The 15,893-nt window shown below is 55.6% G+C and carries 14 protein-coding genes; 5 read left to right on the top strand and 9 right to left on the bottom strand.

Annotated elements, in window-relative coordinates; all coding sequences use genetic code 11:
• The first annotated feature begins 5 nt into the window (after positions 1 to 5).
• Positions 6 to 1,433, top strand: coding sequence for an NAD(P)H-dependent flavin oxidoreductase (locus CPA57_RS03870; protein ID WP_182081507.1), 1,428 nt, complete (start codon positions 6 to 8; stop codon positions 1,431 to 1,433).
• A gap of 69 nt (positions 1,434 to 1,502) precedes the next feature.
• Here the strand turns inward: CPA57_RS03870 and pdxH are convergent, their stop codons facing one another.
• Positions 1,503 to 2,156: a pyridoxamine 5'-phosphate oxidase gene (gene pdxH, locus CPA57_RS03865; RefSeq protein ID WP_077396466.1), complete on the bottom strand. Its 654-nt coding sequence runs from the start codon at positions 2,154 to 2,156 to the stop codon at positions 1,503 to 1,505.
• A gap of 178 nt (positions 2,157 to 2,334) precedes the next feature.
• Between pdxH and CPA57_RS03860 the strand changes: the two genes are divergently transcribed.
• Positions 2,335 to 3,009 carry a beta/alpha barrel domain-containing protein gene (locus CPA57_RS03860; protein ID WP_182081506.1) on the top strand — a complete coding sequence of 225 codons (675 nt, stop codon included), beginning with the start codon at positions 2,335 to 2,337 and terminating at the stop codon, positions 3,007 to 3,009.
• Positions 3,010 to 3,014: 5 nt separating this feature from the next.
• Here the strand turns inward: CPA57_RS03860 and CPA57_RS03855 are convergent, their stop codons facing one another.
• The 4 genes from CPA57_RS03855 to CPA57_RS03840 all read right to left on the bottom strand — a co-directional run bounded on the left by CPA57_RS03855 (position 3,015) and on the right by CPA57_RS03840 (position 7,525).
• Positions 3,015 to 3,467: a DUF1489 family protein gene (locus CPA57_RS03855; RefSeq protein ID WP_182081505.1), complete on the bottom strand. Its 453-nt coding sequence runs from the start codon at positions 3,465 to 3,467 to the stop codon at positions 3,015 to 3,017.
• A gap of 75 nt (positions 3,468 to 3,542) precedes the next feature.
• A complete protein-coding gene (gene hemW, locus CPA57_RS03850) occupies positions 3,543 to 4,709 on the bottom strand; it encodes a radical SAM family heme chaperone HemW (RefSeq protein WP_182081504.1) in 1,167 nt (388 codons plus the stop codon).
• Positions 4,710 to 4,711: 2 nt separating this feature from the next.
• Positions 4,712 to 6,682, bottom strand: coding sequence for a potassium transporter Kup (locus CPA57_RS03845; protein ID WP_182081503.1), 1,971 nt, complete (start codon positions 6,680 to 6,682; stop codon positions 4,712 to 4,714).
• Positions 6,683 to 6,847: 165 nt separating this feature from the next.
• The gene (locus CPA57_RS03840; protein ID WP_182081502.1) at positions 6,848 to 7,525 is read right to left on the bottom strand and encodes a YggS family pyridoxal phosphate-dependent enzyme; all 678 of its coding nucleotides are present in this window, start codon (positions 7,523 to 7,525) and stop codon (positions 6,848 to 6,850) included.
• Between the two features lie 94 nt (positions 7,526 to 7,619).
• On the opposite strand from CPA57_RS03840, the gene CPA57_RS03835 reads away from it, so the two are divergent.
• Complete coding sequence (locus tag CPA57_RS03835) at positions 7,620 to 8,948, top strand: RsmB/NOP family class I SAM-dependent RNA methyltransferase (RefSeq protein WP_182081501.1); 1,329 nt, start codon at positions 7,620 to 7,622, stop codon at positions 8,946 to 8,948.
• A gap of 68 nt (positions 8,949 to 9,016) precedes the next feature.
• Here the strand turns inward: CPA57_RS03835 and CPA57_RS03830 are convergent, their stop codons facing one another.
• Positions 9,017 to 10,039 (bottom strand): cysteine synthase A, encoded by a 1,023-nt coding sequence (locus CPA57_RS03830; protein ID WP_182081500.1) that lies wholly within the window; start codon positions 10,037 to 10,039, stop codon positions 9,017 to 9,019.
• Positions 10,040 to 10,189: 150 nt separating this feature from the next.
• Here CPA57_RS03830 and CPA57_RS03825 point away from each other — a divergent pair, with 150 nt between their 5' ends.
• Positions 10,190 to 10,561: a rhodanese-like domain-containing protein gene (locus tag CPA57_RS03825; RefSeq protein WP_182081499.1), complete on the top strand. Its 372-nt coding sequence runs from the start codon at positions 10,190 to 10,192 to the stop codon at positions 10,559 to 10,561.
• A gap of 15 nt (positions 10,562 to 10,576) precedes the next feature.
• On the opposite strand, the gene CPA57_RS03820 is transcribed toward CPA57_RS03825, so the two are convergent.
• Positions 10,577 to 11,539, bottom strand: coding sequence for a DUF2272 domain-containing protein (locus CPA57_RS03820; RefSeq protein WP_182081498.1), 963 nt, complete (start codon positions 11,537 to 11,539; stop codon positions 10,577 to 10,579).
• Between the two features lie 280 nt (positions 11,540 to 11,819).
• Here CPA57_RS03820 and CPA57_RS03815 point away from each other — a divergent pair, with 280 nt between their 5' ends.
• Complete coding sequence (locus CPA57_RS03815) at positions 11,820 to 12,548, top strand: hypothetical protein (RefSeq protein ID WP_182081497.1); 729 nt, start codon at positions 11,820 to 11,822, stop codon at positions 12,546 to 12,548.
• A gap of 169 nt (positions 12,549 to 12,717) precedes the next feature.
• Here CPA57_RS03815 and CPA57_RS03810 read toward each other — a convergent pair whose 3' ends face one another.
• Both CPA57_RS03810 and CPA57_RS03805 read right to left on the bottom strand, forming a co-directional pair.
• Entirely contained in the window at positions 12,718 to 14,382 is a 1,665-nt protein-coding gene (locus CPA57_RS03810) for a Hint domain-containing protein (RefSeq protein ID WP_182081496.1), read from the bottom strand.
• Positions 14,383 to 14,709: 327 nt separating this feature from the next.
• Positions 14,710 to 15,699 (bottom strand): aldo/keto reductase, encoded by a 990-nt coding sequence (locus CPA57_RS03805; protein WP_182081495.1) that lies wholly within the window; start codon positions 15,697 to 15,699, stop codon positions 14,710 to 14,712.
• Between the last annotated feature and the right edge of the window lie 194 nt (positions 15,700 to 15,893).

Raw genomic sequence — 15,893 nt, 5'->3', positions numbered from 1 at the left:
CCTCTATGAAGTCGATCAATGCCGTCCGTTTTGGTGGTCAGGAGGTTCTGCCCCTGGTCGAAGGGGGCAAAGGTGTTTCTGTCTCCAATGGTGTGTCTGCGGGTCATTGGGCTGCTGCAGGCGGGGTCGGAACACTTTCCGCTGTCAATGCGGATAGTTATGATGAGCAGGGCAATCCTGTTCCGCAGATTTATCATGGTCGGACCCGTCGTGAGCGACAGGCCGAGCTGGTGCGTTACGCCATAGAAGGGGGTATCGCACAGGCCCGGATAGCGCATGATATCTCTGGTGGCCGTGGGCGTATCCATGCCAATTTCATGTGGGAGATGGGTGCGGCCGAGGAGGTCATCACCGGCATCTTGGAGGGGGCACCCGGCCTCATTCAGGGGCTGACGTGCGGTGCGGGGATGCCCTACAGGCTGGCCGAGATAGCCGCACAGTTTGGCATCCATTATTACCCGATCGTCTCTTCCGGTCGTGCCTTCAGTGCGCTGTGGAAACGCTCTTATGTGCGTTTCTCTGAGCTGCTGGGGGGGGTTGTTTATGAGGACCCGTGGCGGGCAGGGGGCCATAATGGCCTTTCCAACACGGAAAACCCTCTGAAGCCGGAAGACCCCTACCATCGTGTGGCAGCGCTGCGGAAGGTCATGAATGGTTTTGGCCTTCAGCATGTGCCTATCATCATGGCTGGTGGCGTTTGGCACTTGGAAGAATGGAATGATTGGCTGGATAATCCAGAAATCGGTCTTATCGCTTTCCAGTTCGGTACCCGCCCACTTCTGACACAGGAAAGTCCTGTACCTGATGCGTGGAAGCAGCTTTTGCTAACGCTGAAGGAAGGTGATGTTTATCTGAACCGCTTTTCGCCGACAGGGTTCTATTCCTCTGCGGTGAATAACGGCTTCCTGCAGGAGCTGCGGGCCCGGTCCGAGCGGCAGGTTGCTTTCCGGGCGGAGGCCGAGGGGGACTTCAATACGCCGATCTGCCTCGGTGGGCGGGGGCGTGAAGTGTTCGTTACCTCGGGTGATGCCGAAAAGGTCAGCCGTTGGAAGGACGCAGGCTACACTCAGTCCATGCGGACACCGGATGATACGGTCGTGTTCGAGACGTTGGAGAATGCTCGGCAGATTCTGGCGGATCAGGCAGCCTGCATGGGGTGTCTTTCCCAGTGTCGTTTCTCTAACTGGAGCCAAAAGGGACCTGCTTTCAGCACTGGTCAGAGAGCGGACCCTCGGTCTTTCTGTATCCAGAAGACGTTGCAGACAATCTCCCACCTTCAGGATGTCTCTCCAGAAGAGCAAAAGCAGATTGTGGATCACAATCTTGTCTTTGGTGGGACAAATGCTTGGCGTTTTGCAACAGACCCGTTCTATGCCAATGGTCATATCCCGACCGTCAAGGAATTGATTGAACGGATTATGACGGGGCGGTGACGCCTCTGTTAGAGACTGGTTATGAGAAGGTGCGGATTTTCGGGTCCGCACCTTTTTTATTACCGGGTTTCAGGGGAACAGGCGTTGCGTTGTCCAGTCCTGCCCATTGGATGCGCGGGTGAATAGTACACGGTCATGAAGGCGGAAGGGTTTGTCCATCCAGAACTCCATGGAAAGTGGGGTGACGTGATAGCCGTTCCAATATGGAGGCCGGGGAATGGGGCCGATGGCGAAATGGGCTGTTTCTTTCATCACGGCTTGCCAGAGGGCCTTACGGCTAGCGATGGGACGGGATTGCTGGCTGGCCCAAGCACCGATGCGGCTTGCCCGGGGGCGGGAATCGAAATAGGCATCCGCATCGACGGCGGGAAGGCGTGAGACCCGGCCCCGGATGCGTATTTGCCGCCGTAGGGATTTCCAGTGGAAGAGCAGGGCCGCCTGCATGTTGCCTTCCAGCTCCCGCCCTTTGGCAGATTCGCTGTTCGTGTAGAAAATGAAGCCGGTCTCATCAACGCCTTTCAGCAAGACCATGCGTGCATCGGGTAGGCCGTGTTCGTCCACCGTGGCCAGAGTCATGGCGTTGGGGTCATTGGGTTCTTTTGTCCCGGCCAGAGCTAGCCATTCATGGAACAGCAGAAAGGGGTCCTCCCCGGTGATCGTCTGGCCGTCATCCCGGAAGGCGGCTTCAACAGTATCGTCAGGCGTTGGAGTGGTATCGGGCATTGTGATGTGTCCTGAATTAGTGTGGGTCGTGTTTTCCTGCCATCATGGAAGGGCCTAGGGGTGTGTGTCCATAGGGCGTTGTGGTGCTGGTCTGCTATGGGCAGGGAGGGGGTTGGTCAGGTGCTTTTAGCGTTCCATATAGGGGGAACGACCTGATAGGCAGGAATATGGGGGCATTATGGAGACGTTCCGGTTCATTTTCATGTTGACCCGTGATGATCGCACGGTGGAATCTGCTCTTACGGCGGCAGAGACCGCTTTGCGGCTGGGCATCCGTCATATCGGGTTCAAGGATATTGGCTTGCCGGTGGAGCAGTTGCAGGCGCTAGCGGCGAAAATCCGTTCTGGTGGAGCGAAGGTTTACCTAGAGATCGTCTCTCCCGATCGGGAGAGAGAGCTGGAGTCTGTCAAGGCAGGTTTGTCCCTGGGGGTGGATTGTTTGATGGGGGGCACGCATGTGCCAGATGTCCTGCCCTTACTGGCTGGGCGTGACGTAGCCTATTACCCGTTTGCTGGACATGTTGTAGGGCATCCCAGTGTGCTGAAAGGGACACCGGAGGAAATTGCCCGTAATGCTGCCGAATGGGCTGCTCATCCGGGCGTGACAGGGCTGGACCTGCTGGCCTATCGCAATGCTGGGGATGTGCCAGAGGTCATCCGGGCGAGCTGTGCCGCTGTGAAGAAGCCTGTCATTGTGGCTGGGTCTATCAGCACACCGGAACAGATAGATGTTGTGCGTCAGGCGGGGGCAGCGGGTTTCACCGTAGGGACAGCAGCCTTGGAAGGGACGTTCCCTGCCGGAAGTACGTCTCTTGAGGATCAGTTGAGGGCCGTGCTGACCTGTTGCGCCTGAGGGTTTTAGAGCAGCCCCAGTTCGGAAAGCTGATTGCGGAGCGAGGCCGGAAGGGCGCTTATGCCGTCATCAATGGCACCGGGGGCGGTGGGGTCGAGATCAGGCGGGGCATCTTCCGGTTTGAAATAGCGCCAGCCCTGAAAAGGCCTCATGGGGCGGGGCTGGGTCGGGATGACGTCATCGGAGACGAGAATCAACGTGCCGGGATGGCCATCCTCCCGTGTGTAGCTATCAAAGCCTATGATGGGCTGGCGGCACATGATGAGCCCATTGATAACCCGATAGATGGACCCGCCACCCTTTACAATTTCATCGGCTCGTTTGGGCATGGTACGCGTGCGGACATAGGCCACACCCTTGTGTCGTTCCACAGCGACCCAGTCCTGTAGCATCTCGGGTGAGGTGCAGCCTACAATTAGCTTTATCATATGAAGGGTGGGTGTCTTCGATGTGGGCATGGCAGTCATCATAATGCGGATGGAAGGGGCCTTCCCTACAGATGGGGACGTGCTCCGTTTTTTCAAATGTGTGTGTTAGCGGACAAGTTGGCCTAGGAGTGCTTCCAACCGGAGGCGGCCTTCATCTGTGGCTCGGAGAGTCTGATCATCTTGCTCTAGATAGCCCTCCTCAAGGCAGGCTTCCAGAATGACCGGGTCAAGGCACTTCTCTAAAGGCAAGCCCGTCCTTTTGCGGAAATGGGCCGTATCGATGCCCTCCCGGAGCCTCAGCCCCATGAGCAGGGCCTCATGCGCCTTCATAGCGGAGGATAATATTTCATCCTCCCGTGTTCCGTGGCCATGGGTTTCGACAAGTTCCGCCCATGGTTCTGGCGCACGGTGCCGGCGTGTGGCATGGAGCTGACCGTTGAGGGTCAAGCGGCTATGGGCCCCGGGGCCAATGCCTAGATAGTCATCATAATGCCAGTAGGTGAGGTTATGGCGGCTCTCGGCACCGGGAATGGCATAGTTGGAGATTTCGTAATCACGCAGGCCAAAGCGGGCGGCTTCGTTACGGGTCATCATGTAGAGTGAGGCGGCAAGATCATCCTCGGGCAGAATGAGGGTGCCCCGCCTATGCTGGGCCTCGAATTTCGTGCCGGGTTCGATGGTCAGCTGATAGAGCGAAAGATGGTCGGCCACCAGTGCGAGCGCCTGACGAAGTTCTGTGCGCCATTTTTCTTCTGTCTGGCCGGGGCGGGCATAGATCAGGTCGAAGGAAAGGCGGGGGAAAATGCTGCGGCCGAGCTCTAATGCTGCAATGGCCTGCTGTGCTGAATGTTGCCGCCCCAGAGCGGCAAGGTCGCCCTCATTAAGGCTCTGCACACCTAAAGACAGCCGGTTGATGCCTGCTTCTGCAAAGGCTCGGAATTTATCGGCTTCTACACTGGTGGGGTTAGCTTCCAGCGTGACCTCAAGGTCGTTCACGCTGGGGAAAAGATGGCGAGCGTCCTCAATGAGGTGATGGACTGTCTCCGGCGTCATGAGGGAGGGGGTCCCCCCGCCGAAAAAAATGGAGACAAGCCGCCGGGGCGCATCCTGCATCAGCCTTGCGGCACTATGCCTTAGTTCGGCCCTCAGGGCGTTGGCGAAACGCTCCTGAGGGATAGTCTCCCGGACATGGGAGTTGAAGTCACAATACGGACATTTGGCAAGGCAGAAGGGCCAGTGGATGTAAAGAGAAAGCGGGAGAGGTTGGGTCACGATCAGATCGCAACCCGCACCCCGAACTCCATGACACGCTCAGGCGGAATCCGGAAGAACTCGGAAATCGACGTGGCGTTATTAAGCAGATAGAGGAAGATCCACATCCGCCAGAGTGACATTTTTGGCACTTTGGAACGGAAGACGAGATCATGCGAGGTGAAGTAGGAGGCCTGAATGGGGTCGAACTCCATCTCCGTCATCCCGGCGAGGGTCAGGGGGAGATTTGGCATCTCCATGAAGCCATAGCGGATGATGACCCGGCGGATGCCCGGCGCCAGCTCTTTAACGGTCATGCGGCCATCGGGATCAGCTTCTGGCTGGTCCAACGTCTGGACAGTGACGAACAGCACCGTCTGATGCAGTACCTTGTTATGCCGTAGGTTATAGAGCAGGGCATCCGGCACCATTTCTGGGTCGGAGGTCAGGAAGACGGCCAGACCAGGCACCCGAATGGTACGGGACTGGGTAAGCCGGGTGATGAACGATCCCATCGGCACGGCATCACGTTTCTTCGTGTTACGGATGAGCTGGCGGCCACGCTGCCATGTGGTCATGATGAGCGTGCTGCCAATGGCGATGCTGAGCGGCACCCAGCCACCATCCGGAATTTTCATCACGTTGGCGGAGAAGAACACTCCATCCATGAGGAAGAAGAAGCCGAATACCATCGCTACAGCATAGCTCTTCCACTGGAAGACACGGCGGAAGACCACCATTGCCAGCACACAGGTGCAGAGGAAGGTTCCCGTTACGGCGATACCGTAGGCGGAGGCCAGAGCCGCTGAAGAGCGGAAGGCGATCACCAGCACGACCGACCCGAAGGCAAGTAGCCAGTTGAGGGAAGGCAGATAGATTTGCGCTTCTTCATGGGGGTTGGTGTGGATGATGCGGGTGCGAGGCAGGTAGCCAAGCTGTATGAGCTGGCGGCAGAGGGAGAAACTACCGGAGATACCAGCCTGACTGGCGATAATGGTGGCCATTGTGGCGAGCAGCAGCATGGGGATCTGCAACCAGTGTGGGGCCAGATAGTAGAAGGGATTGGCCAGAGTAGCCGGGGTGTGGATGATGGAAGCGGCTTGGCCGAAATAGTTTAGAGCCAGTGCTGGCAGCACGAGGAAGAGCCATGCAAAACGAATGGGAGACCGTCCGAAATGCCCCATATCGGCATATAGGGCTTCCGCACCGGTAACAGACAGCACAACCGACCCCAGTGCAATGAAGGACAGTTTGCCATGTGTGACGATGAAGCGGATAGCCTCAAGCGGGGAAAGGGCTAGCAGCACGCCCGGGTGGAGCATGATTCCCCGTGCACCCAATATGGCGATGGTGAAGAACCAGACTAGCATGATGGGCCCGAACGCTCGGCCGATTTTGCCGGTTCCAAGTGCCTGTGCTGCGAACAGGCCAAGTAGGATGATGATGGCCGCTGGAATGATGAAAGGCGAGGCATCGGGGACCGAGACCTCCACCCCTTCCACAGCGGAAAGTACGGATATGGCGGGTGTAATGATGCCATCACCAAAGAACAGGCAGGCCCCGGCAATACCGATCAGCCCGAAAACCCAGCGGAAATAGTTAGATTTGCAGACACGTTGAGCCAGTGCCATGAGGGCGATAATGCCGCCTTCTTTGTTATGGTCGGCCCGCATGATGAGAATGACGTATTTGATGGTCACAACCAGCATGAGTGCCCAGAAGGTCAGGCTTGTCAGCCCAATAACTTCCCACGCTTGGGCAGGATGTGTTTCTGACCCGACATTGCGGATGGATGATTGCAGGGCGTAGAGCGGGCTGGTCCCGATGTCGCCATAGACGACACCCAGAGCAGCCAGCATGGCCCCGATGCCCTTGGGGCGCGTATGCTCGCTAGGCTCTGTCGGTGGTGGGGGAGGCGTTGGCGTACCAACCGAGCTGGGATATCGAGCGTCAGAAGAAGATTCCTTGAGGGACATGCTATCCTGTTCAGACATGGAGAAACCATCCTGTGTGACTGATAGACACCCATCCCCCACAGGAAGACAGGCAGGGATGCCCCGTAACAGGCAGGGCACCGGCTATGATGATTCCGGTCTCATGACAGTTTTTTCATATGTAATGCAAGTAGAGAGCCTAAAAAAAACTGTTGCCGTTCCTAATCAAGCCCGGGGGCGTTCCCCAAATATGGCCGTACCGACACGGACAAGAGTAGCACCTTCTGCAATGGCGGCCTCAAAATCGGATGACATGCCCATGGAAAGGGCAGGTAGACCATGACGACGATTCAGTGCTGCAAGTTTCTGGAAGAATGGACGAGGGCTTTCATTAAGAGGTGGAATAGCCATCAACCCTTTTACATGTCCGTTAAAGCGGGAGAGGGCGTCCTCAATGAACCGGTCTGCCTCTGCTGTACTGATGCCGGACTTTTGCGGTTCATCGCCGATATTCACTTGCACGAACAAATCTGGCAGACGGCCAGTTTTCTGGGCTGCTTTTTCCAGTGCTGCGCTGAGGGATGGGCGGTCCAGACTTTCGATCACATCGGCAAGGGCACAGGCTTCTGTAGCCTTGTTGCTCTGTAATGTTCCTATGAGGTGCAGGCGGAGGTCCGGCCAATCTTCCCGCAGAGCGGGGAATTTGGCGGCAGCCTCCTGTACACGGTTCTCCCCGAAAACACGCTGTCCAGCCTCTAGAGCCTGCCGGACGGCACTTTGTGGGTGAAATTTGCTGACTGCAACGAGGCTGACATCATCCGCTGGGCGTCCTGCCTGCTGGCAGGCCGTGTTGATGCGGGTCTGGATGTCTTTCAGGGCGTGGGCAATGGTATGGTTTGTCATGATAGCGTGATTGCAGCCTCGTTATGGGGAAGGGTCAAGGGGTTGTGCAAAAACTATCTTGACTTTTCTCCTGCTAACTCCCGACAACGGGCGCATGACAAACGTTTCTTCTTCCCGTCCAGCCCGTTCACGCCCCAAGGGCGGACGGGGTCGGCGTACCGGCTCTCGGCCCGCCTCCATTTCCCGCCATGAAGACCCAGTAAGGGACCTGGCTTTTGATATTGTCTGCGGTGTGGTGGAGCACCGCCGGATGTTAGAAACCACGCTGGAGCGTAGCTCCTGCGAGGGGCGGGACCGCGCCGCCGCACACCGCCTCGCTGCTGCAACTCTGCGGCATTTGGGGAGCATGACAGAGCTGCTTCAGCCGCTTTTGCGCCGCCAGCCACCGGAAGCAGTCCGCTGTGCCCTACTGCTTGGTGTGGCGCAGATTCTGCATCTTCAGACACCGCCTCACGCTGCGGTTGGGACGATCGTTGACCTGCTACATCGGCGTGGCCTGTCACCTTTTGCTGGGCTGGCCAATGCTGTTCTCCGTCGAGTGGTGAGGGAGGCGGAGACGCTGCAGGAAGGGCTGGATGATGCCCGGCTGGATGTTCCTCATTGGCTGTGGAGTGCATGGGGGCGGCGGGCACGCTCCATTACGCAGGGCTTCTATCAGGAAGCTCCGCTGGACCTGACGATAAAACCCGGTTGTGAGGCCCCAGAAGGGGGAGAAACTTTGCCGACCGGGACAGTCCGCTACCCGGCAGGGACAAAAATGACCGAGCTTCCCGGCTTTGCGGAAGGGCAGTTCTGGGCGCAGGATATGGCAGCAGCCATGCCTGTCCGGCTGATGGGGGACATGCGTGGTAAGCGGGTTGCGGACCTCTGCGCTGCACCGGGGGGGAAGACGGCCCAGCTTCTCTGTGGTGGAGCGGAGGTTGTAGCCGTGGAGCGTGAAAAGCCCCGCGCCCAGCGGCTGAAAGAGAATTTGGAACGTCTCCAGCTTAAGGCGGAGGTTGTGGTGGGGGATGCTTTGCGCTGGCGTCCTTCCGAGCTGCTGGATGCCGTGCTTCTGGATGCTCCTTGCTCGGCCACGGGGACGTTGAGGCGGCACCCAGATGTATTGTGGACCAAGCGGCCACGGGACATCACAACGTTGGCAGCAGGGCAGGACCGCTTCATTGATGCGGCCTATGAGATGCTCAAGCCGGGCGGGATGCTGCTTTATGCAGTTTGTTCTTTGCAGGATGAGGAAGGCCCGCAGCGTATTGCTCACGCTTTGGAAGATGGCCGGTGGGAGTTGTCCCCTTTCACGGAGGAAGAGTTGGCAGCTCTGCCCCGTGCCCGTACGGAAGAAGGTTATTTCCGCACGCACCCGGGGATGAATGTTGCACAAGGTGGCATGGATGGCTTCTTTGTTGCCCGCCTAATTCGCCGCTGAGTATGATGGTATGAAAAAGGGGGGCGCATCCTACCTTATGGGATGCGCTCCTTTTTGTATGTGATGGCTTACATCCAGGGAGGTGTAGGCAGATTTTTGCTGCGGAGGAATTCAGGGTTGAACAATTTGGACTGATAGCGTGCGCCGCCATCGCTAAGGATGGTGACGATATTATGCCCCGGCCCTAGACGGCGTGCCGTGCGGATGGCAGCGGCAATATTGATGCCGGAGGATCCACCGACGGAAAGACCTTCCTGCATGGTGAGCTGGTAAATCTGTTCCAGTGCTTCGGCATCGGGGATACGCTCGGCGTGGTCTGGGGCGCATCCTTCCAGATTGGCCGTGACACGGGATTGGCCGATACCTTCCGTGATGGACCCCCCACTTACGCTGAGGTCATTGGCTGTAACCCACCCATAAAGGCCGGAGCCTTCTGGGTCAGCAAGGACGATGTCGGGGGTTTTCCGGCCGTCCCGTTGGGCTAGTTCCCGCAGGCCAAAGGCGATGCCCGCCAATGTTCCCCCTGAGCCACAGGAGCAGGTGAAAGCATCAACTTTGCCTGCAAGCTGGGACCAGATTTCTGGTGCTGTGGTGGTGCGATGGGCTTCACGGTTAGCCGTGTTATCGAACTGGTTAGCCCAGAAGGCTCCTGTTTCTTCGGCTAGGCGGCGGGATACATGCACATAATTGCCGGGGTCCCGGTATGGTTTGGCAGGGACAAGGCGGAGGTCCGCCCCGATCATGCGGAGGAAGTCCAGCTTTTCCTTGCTCTGTGTTTCCGGAACGACGATGACTGCCTTGCACCCTAGTGCATGGGCGACAAGCGTAATGCCGATGCCTGTGTTACCGGCTGTTCCCTCCACGATGGTGCCGCCTTTTTTTAGCACGCCACGGGCAAAACCATCCTGAATGATGGAAAGGGCCGCTCTGTCCTTAACAGACCCACCGGGGTTCATGAACTCTGCCTTGCCGTAGATGTTGCATCCTGTGATCTCGGACGCATGACGGAGGCGAATGAGTGGAGTATTGCCGATGGCCTCCACGAGGGAGGGGCAGGGTGATGCGTGATGGGCGGATGATGTGTGTTTCATGAACAGGTCCGGCTGTTATTGGTCAGTGGAATGAATCGTGTTTAACGTGACAAATGGGGGAGCATCAGCATGATGCAACTCATGGCGTCGTGAAAGGGTATGACACCCTATATATGATCGTTGATTGTAAGTTCAACAGAGGAGAATGACATGAAACAGAGTACAGCGAAGGAAAGCTGGAATAGTCTTCAGTCTGATGGTCGCGCCGTTCTAGTAGATGTCCGCACGCCAGAAGAGTGGGCACAGATCGGGATGCCAGAGCTGGGAAGCATCGGCAAAAAAGTTGTTGCGTTGACATGGGGTGCCGATAGTGAGGCCGAGTTCATCCGTGGGTTGGAGCAGGCCGTGCCAGACAAGGCAACGCCACTTTTCTTTATTTGTCGCTCAGGGATGCGCTCACAGAAGGCCGCAGAGTTAGCGGCTCAGGCTGGGTATCAGACGCTGACGAATATTGTCGATGGTTTTGAGGATAAGCACGGCCCTGGCACAGGCTGGAAAGCCTGTGGCCTACCTGTAAAGTGAAGGTATAGGGGCTGCTTACTGTCCGCTTTGCGGGTCCGCATCGGCATCGTAACGGGGCGTTAGGATGGCACACCACGGATAGCGGCTATCATAGCTTTTGCCGTCCGGTGTGCTGACCCGGCCTGTGCTGTCGGTCGGCACATGGGTTAGGGCAACGGTATCATCCACATTGCCACCAATGATGCTGATTTCTCGGCCAAATGGTGGGGCATGCTGGTTGGTGGCGACCACAATGCCGCAATGGGCAGGAAAGCCGTAAGAGGTAGGCAGCATGGAGTAGGTGATGCTGCGGCTTCTACCCCGCCCGACGCAGAGTATATCCCCTAAACGTGGGGCATAATTGGCGGGGTTCTGCGCTGAAATGCCGGGATTGTTACCAGAGGCAGCCGCATTGATATAGGTGGCATGGTTGGGGGAGTAAGGGAACCGGATATTCGCCCCGCCAATACGCATAACGTAGGAAATGAAGGCAGCAGACCACGCATAGTTGCCATCACGAAGATATGAGAACAGGGTGCCATTGCCATCGGTACGGCCTGTCCAGCGGGCTTCATTCTCTTCCGGGGCCTGACCAATCCACCAATATTCACCAATGCGTTGCCATAAGCCCGGTAGGCGTTCCGGCTTCATAGCGGGGCTGGTGGGTTCGGGTCTTTCATGCGGGTCGGCATCGGCAATGGGGCTGCCGAACAGGCGCCATTCCCGCAGGGCGATAGCGGCGACATCCTGCCGGTTGAAAGGGGCAAAATTTTCGCTGGCAAAGGCGGGGACATGCGTATCATAGCCCAGTGGCCCGGTCTGCCCGTTTGCATATTGTGTCATGGGGGTGAGGGCCGGGTTGTGCTGGCTTGAAGTACAACCGGCCAGCAGGATCAACCCACATAGGGCACTCCAGCCAGCAGAGGCAGGCTTGCAGGGGAACCGCCTTTTCGTTGGGTGTATGTGCCGATCGCTGCCAGAGTGACGAACTGCCTTCATGATGACCTTACGCTTGCCTGCTTGCGCCTGTGAGCATGTTTCATGCCCGAAAAGAGGGCAGAGTAGAATGTTTTCACCGGATTGGGAACGTATTTTGATAAAGCGGCAAGAGAAAGGTTGGCAGGCCATTTCCCGCCGTAACAAGCAGGTGAGCTGAGCCATAAGGGGCAAGGTCGAAATGAAAGTATCTCGTGTTCACTATTGTATATGGCATATGATACGATCTTATGAAGAGGTATCATGAAGCATTGTTCCTCTAAAGGAAGGATCGTATTTGACAATGGTCTATAGGAAAAAACGGCTCTGTACTTTGGTGGGTTTTGCAGGGCTTGTGGGGTTGGTAAGTGGATGTTCCGGCTTTGATGGTAATTTTAGGGCCAAGCAGTCGGCCTGGGCGGAACAGCCGGGGACCAAAACACTGGCTGTGCAGATTTCTGGTCATGATGACCTGCATACGCAGCCTCTCTCCTGCAAGTTGGCTGATGCGGATGTCATGTTGTTCCCTGATGCGCCATTCTTCCGCAATTATCTGCGGGTGGATATGGCGCAGGCTGGCTTTAGGGAGAAGATTGGCAATCAGCAAGCCAAGGCTCTGGTACGGTCGGCAGCCCGTAATGATAATTGTCGGTTTGTGTTCAATAATCTTCCAGCCGGTAGTTGGCTTCTGGCTACACGGCCGCAATTTTATATCAATGATGCCGCCTCCCAGCATAGCGTGGCACCTCCCATGTTTATGTGGAACATGATCACTGTCAGTGCGGAGAATGACGTAACGGCTGTGCATGTTGAAAAAGACCTGAGCCGGATCGTCCGTAAGAAACATAAATATGTGCGTAAACATACGCACAAGAAATCAAAGAAGAGGATTCGGGAGTTCCGTGGTGAGGGTTCACCAGATACACAGCAGGATAGCTGGATCATGACCCCGGCGGATAAGCAGGCCCTTGGTATTCTGGGCGGGGACCAGGCACCAACGGCCATTACCCCAACTGGGCAGCAGGAGCCGTAATCTTTTAGAGATGAAAGAAAAGGCATCCCTCCCGCCGGGTTTCTAAAAGCCCTGTGGTCAGGTGGGCCGCCTTGGGAAACAAGAAAGAATAGAAGCGGATGTCTGCATACTCTGATGGATTTTGCAGGGTATGCAGACATGAGCCGCCTTTGTGGTTTAGGGCGTTTGGTTATCCTGCTTTGCCGTGCTTATAGGTTGGTGCGGCCTGTATTGTCTCAGATGAGAGAGGATAAGGGCCACCGGCAAGAACTCTGATAGCTAGAAGTTTCGCACCTGATATAGTCTCGTATGACGAGCTAGGTAGAGGGAGCGTTGCGGCGCCGTCGGTCCAGCGCATGGCTTCCTGTTCCAAATCAAGCCAGCCATCCAGAGTCTCATCTGTTAGATGGACGTCAATATTGATGGACTGGCCCGAGTGGAAGTAGAGTACTTCCCCAATCAATAAGCCCAGTGACCGCCGGTCATCCACGAAAGGACCGTGTATATCACAAGGGCGGCTTGCTCTGGAGGCAAGAACAAGGTGTTCTGTCCCGGCAGGAATGGAGAAGATTTTATAGCCGTTGGTCACACGCTGCTCATGCAGGATGACCCCTTTATCCGTAATGAGCTGGAAAGCGGGATCATCGGATACATTCTCGGCTTTGCAGGGATGTTGGATAGGGAACTGAAGAGCTTCTGCCCGCTTGAGGAGGTCATGATAAAGTGGGGCAACAAAGTCCTTGGTTGTATCCAGCGGTACTGCTGCATCGTCCTGCCAAGACAGAGCTTTGGAAGAAAAGTCATAATTGATGACATTGTCATCAGTTTCCTGACTATTTCTCAGGAAGCTATGGCGATTTCCTGTATCGAGGTAGCTTTCTGTCAGAACATTGTTTGAGATGATGATACTGTGTTTTTCAGTTTCTATGTGGAAGATGGCGTAACGGCTACCGTGTGCTCTCTTCGTACCAGACGTGCTAGCGTCAGAGGTATCGAAATAGATTGAGCGTCCGTTTACCATCATGCGAGCGGGCACGAAGCGCCCTTCAAGAAACAGGCAATGCTCCGCTGTAATTAAAAGGTCCGTAGAAGGGACACCATCTGCCAGTGCATCTTTTTTGATGCGCACTGGATAGCCCGCCATGTCCATAGGCAGGGAGGTGTTGATCTGCACATGGTCTTTTCCAGCCCATGTGATGGCTTGTGGCAGTGTCTGACCTGTTGCGGGATCATAGGTAAGGACCGTATCGCCCTGTTTTAGGTCTTCAACTTTTCTAGGGCCTTCGGGTGTATCAATCAGGCTTCCAGCTAGAAAACACGTATTGAAGGTAAATTTCTCTTGGATGCCTGATGGAGGAATGACGGTGGCGGTACCATCATCATTCTGGCGGAATAGAAAGTTCCTATCATTTAGACGGAGGAAAAAGATGTTTCCTTTCGACCTAGGAACCCCCGGGTAGTCAAGGTAGCCATAGGTTGCTTTCGTTGGGTCGAGCAAGTCTTTACCATCAATGATGGAGGAGGAGCTGCCCTGTACGGCGGATGTGATGATATAAAACCCGCCTTGCCCATTACTTATGATAAAACTATTCGTTGATTTATTGCCCCATGAATAATCATAGTTGCCTGTAACGGTCTCACCTGTTGTGGGGTCTGTAAAGGTGAAGTCCTGGACGGCCTTGTCGGAAGAACTGGTCGGCGTATGCGTCGAAAAAGTCGCTGTTATATTATATTTCTGTTTGCTGAGGGTAGCAGGTGGCGCAATGTTTGCGGCAGGTGAGGTCCCTATGGTGAGGAGGGCGATGTTGATCTGGTATAGTCCAGGGGTAACAACCGGTTGGGGATTGTTAGGCATCCTGTAGCTCCGGGTAAAGGATAGGGGGTAGTGAAATTTTAGTTAATAATAGGAAAAATATTTCTTAAATCAATATGTATTTCTAGTTCGTAAAGCAATGTTTGATGAACTGACATTCATTTTTGTAGAATACGTCGACTGTAATGTATGTTATAGAATACACTAATATATGTTATAGGTAATTAAGAATTGATTTCTATGCTTGCGTTGTTTTGTCTGCCAATCGGGCAACAGGAAGCGTGATGTGTTGCAGATAGGGTGATAAAAAAGGCGACAGGGAAAGCCTGCCGCCTTTTTCATTTTTAGCTCTTATGCCGCTTTCGGGTTTTACGCCTTGCGGGCTGGCGGAGCCATGAAAGCTGGAGAAATCGGGGTCGGAACATGACGTGTGAGAATAGCGTCAATATCCTTCTTGTCCTGTTCGGTCAGCTGCCAGCCGAAGACATCGGATACACCGTCAATCTGTTCTGGCTTGCGGGCCCCCCAGAGGGCAATCGTTGGCCCCTGATCCAGCACCCAACGGATGGCGAGAACCATTAGGGATTTACCATGACGGTCGGCAATGGCCTTCAGATCGTCCACAGCGGCGATATAATCTTTGAAATGCTCCTTTTGGAACTTGGGGTCACCAGAGCGCAGGTCACTTTCCGGGAAGGTCTTGTCCACGGTCATCTTACCCGTTAGCAGCCCACGGCAGAGCGGCCCATAGGCCAGCGTAACAAGCTTGTGCTTCTTTGCATAAGGCAGAACGTCCTTTTCAATCTCCCGCTCGAAGAGATTGTAAGGGGACTGGACGCTTGCCAGCGGGGCAACCTCGCGGAAGATATCCATCTGCTCCGGTGAGTAGTTGCTCACGCCAAGGGCACGGATTTTACCTTCTTTGTGTAGTTTTTGAAGCTCACGGGCCGTTTCATCAATCGGCGTGTTGGGGTCCGGCCAGTGGACTTGCTCGAGATCGATGGTTTCTACACGCAGGCGACGGAGGGAATCCTCTACTTCCTTACGGATGCGGGCCGGGCTGGAGTTGCGGAATGGCTTGTGATCGTCGTTCCAGTCCAGTGCGAGCTTGGTGGCAACACGGGCTTTGTGGGGTTTCTCTGCCAGAGCACGACCCACGACTTCTTCAGAATGACCAAAACCATAGACTGGTGCCGTGTCTATCAGGTCTACCCCTTCATCAAGGGCACGATGAATAGTGCGGACGGCGTTATCGTCATCAGGTCCGCCCCACATCCAGCCACCAATAGCCCATGTGCCCAGAGCAACACGGGATACGGGTTTGTCAAAACCGGGAATGAGAATGGTGTTTTCATTCATGGGTTCGTCTCCATCATTCAGTAATGAGGGCGGAGCGCATGGAATGAATCATGTCTCTGCCCGGACCTGGAGGGCAGCCCCTCGATCATGGGGGGCGGGCAAGGCCCTGCTGGCCACTCCGTTCATATGGGATGCAGATGGATGGTTATGCAAGCACCTGTTCTTCTTTTTGGTTTTGAACAGGGAAGGAGTAT

Origin of the sequence: Bombella favorum (genome assembly GCF_014048475.1) — a bacterium.
Classification (GTDB): domain Bacteria; phylum Pseudomonadota; class Alphaproteobacteria; order Acetobacterales; family Acetobacteraceae; genus Bombella; species Bombella favorum.
The sequence above is the reverse complement of the archived record's forward strand: the minus strand, read 5'-3'. Positions and strand labels throughout refer to the sequence as shown.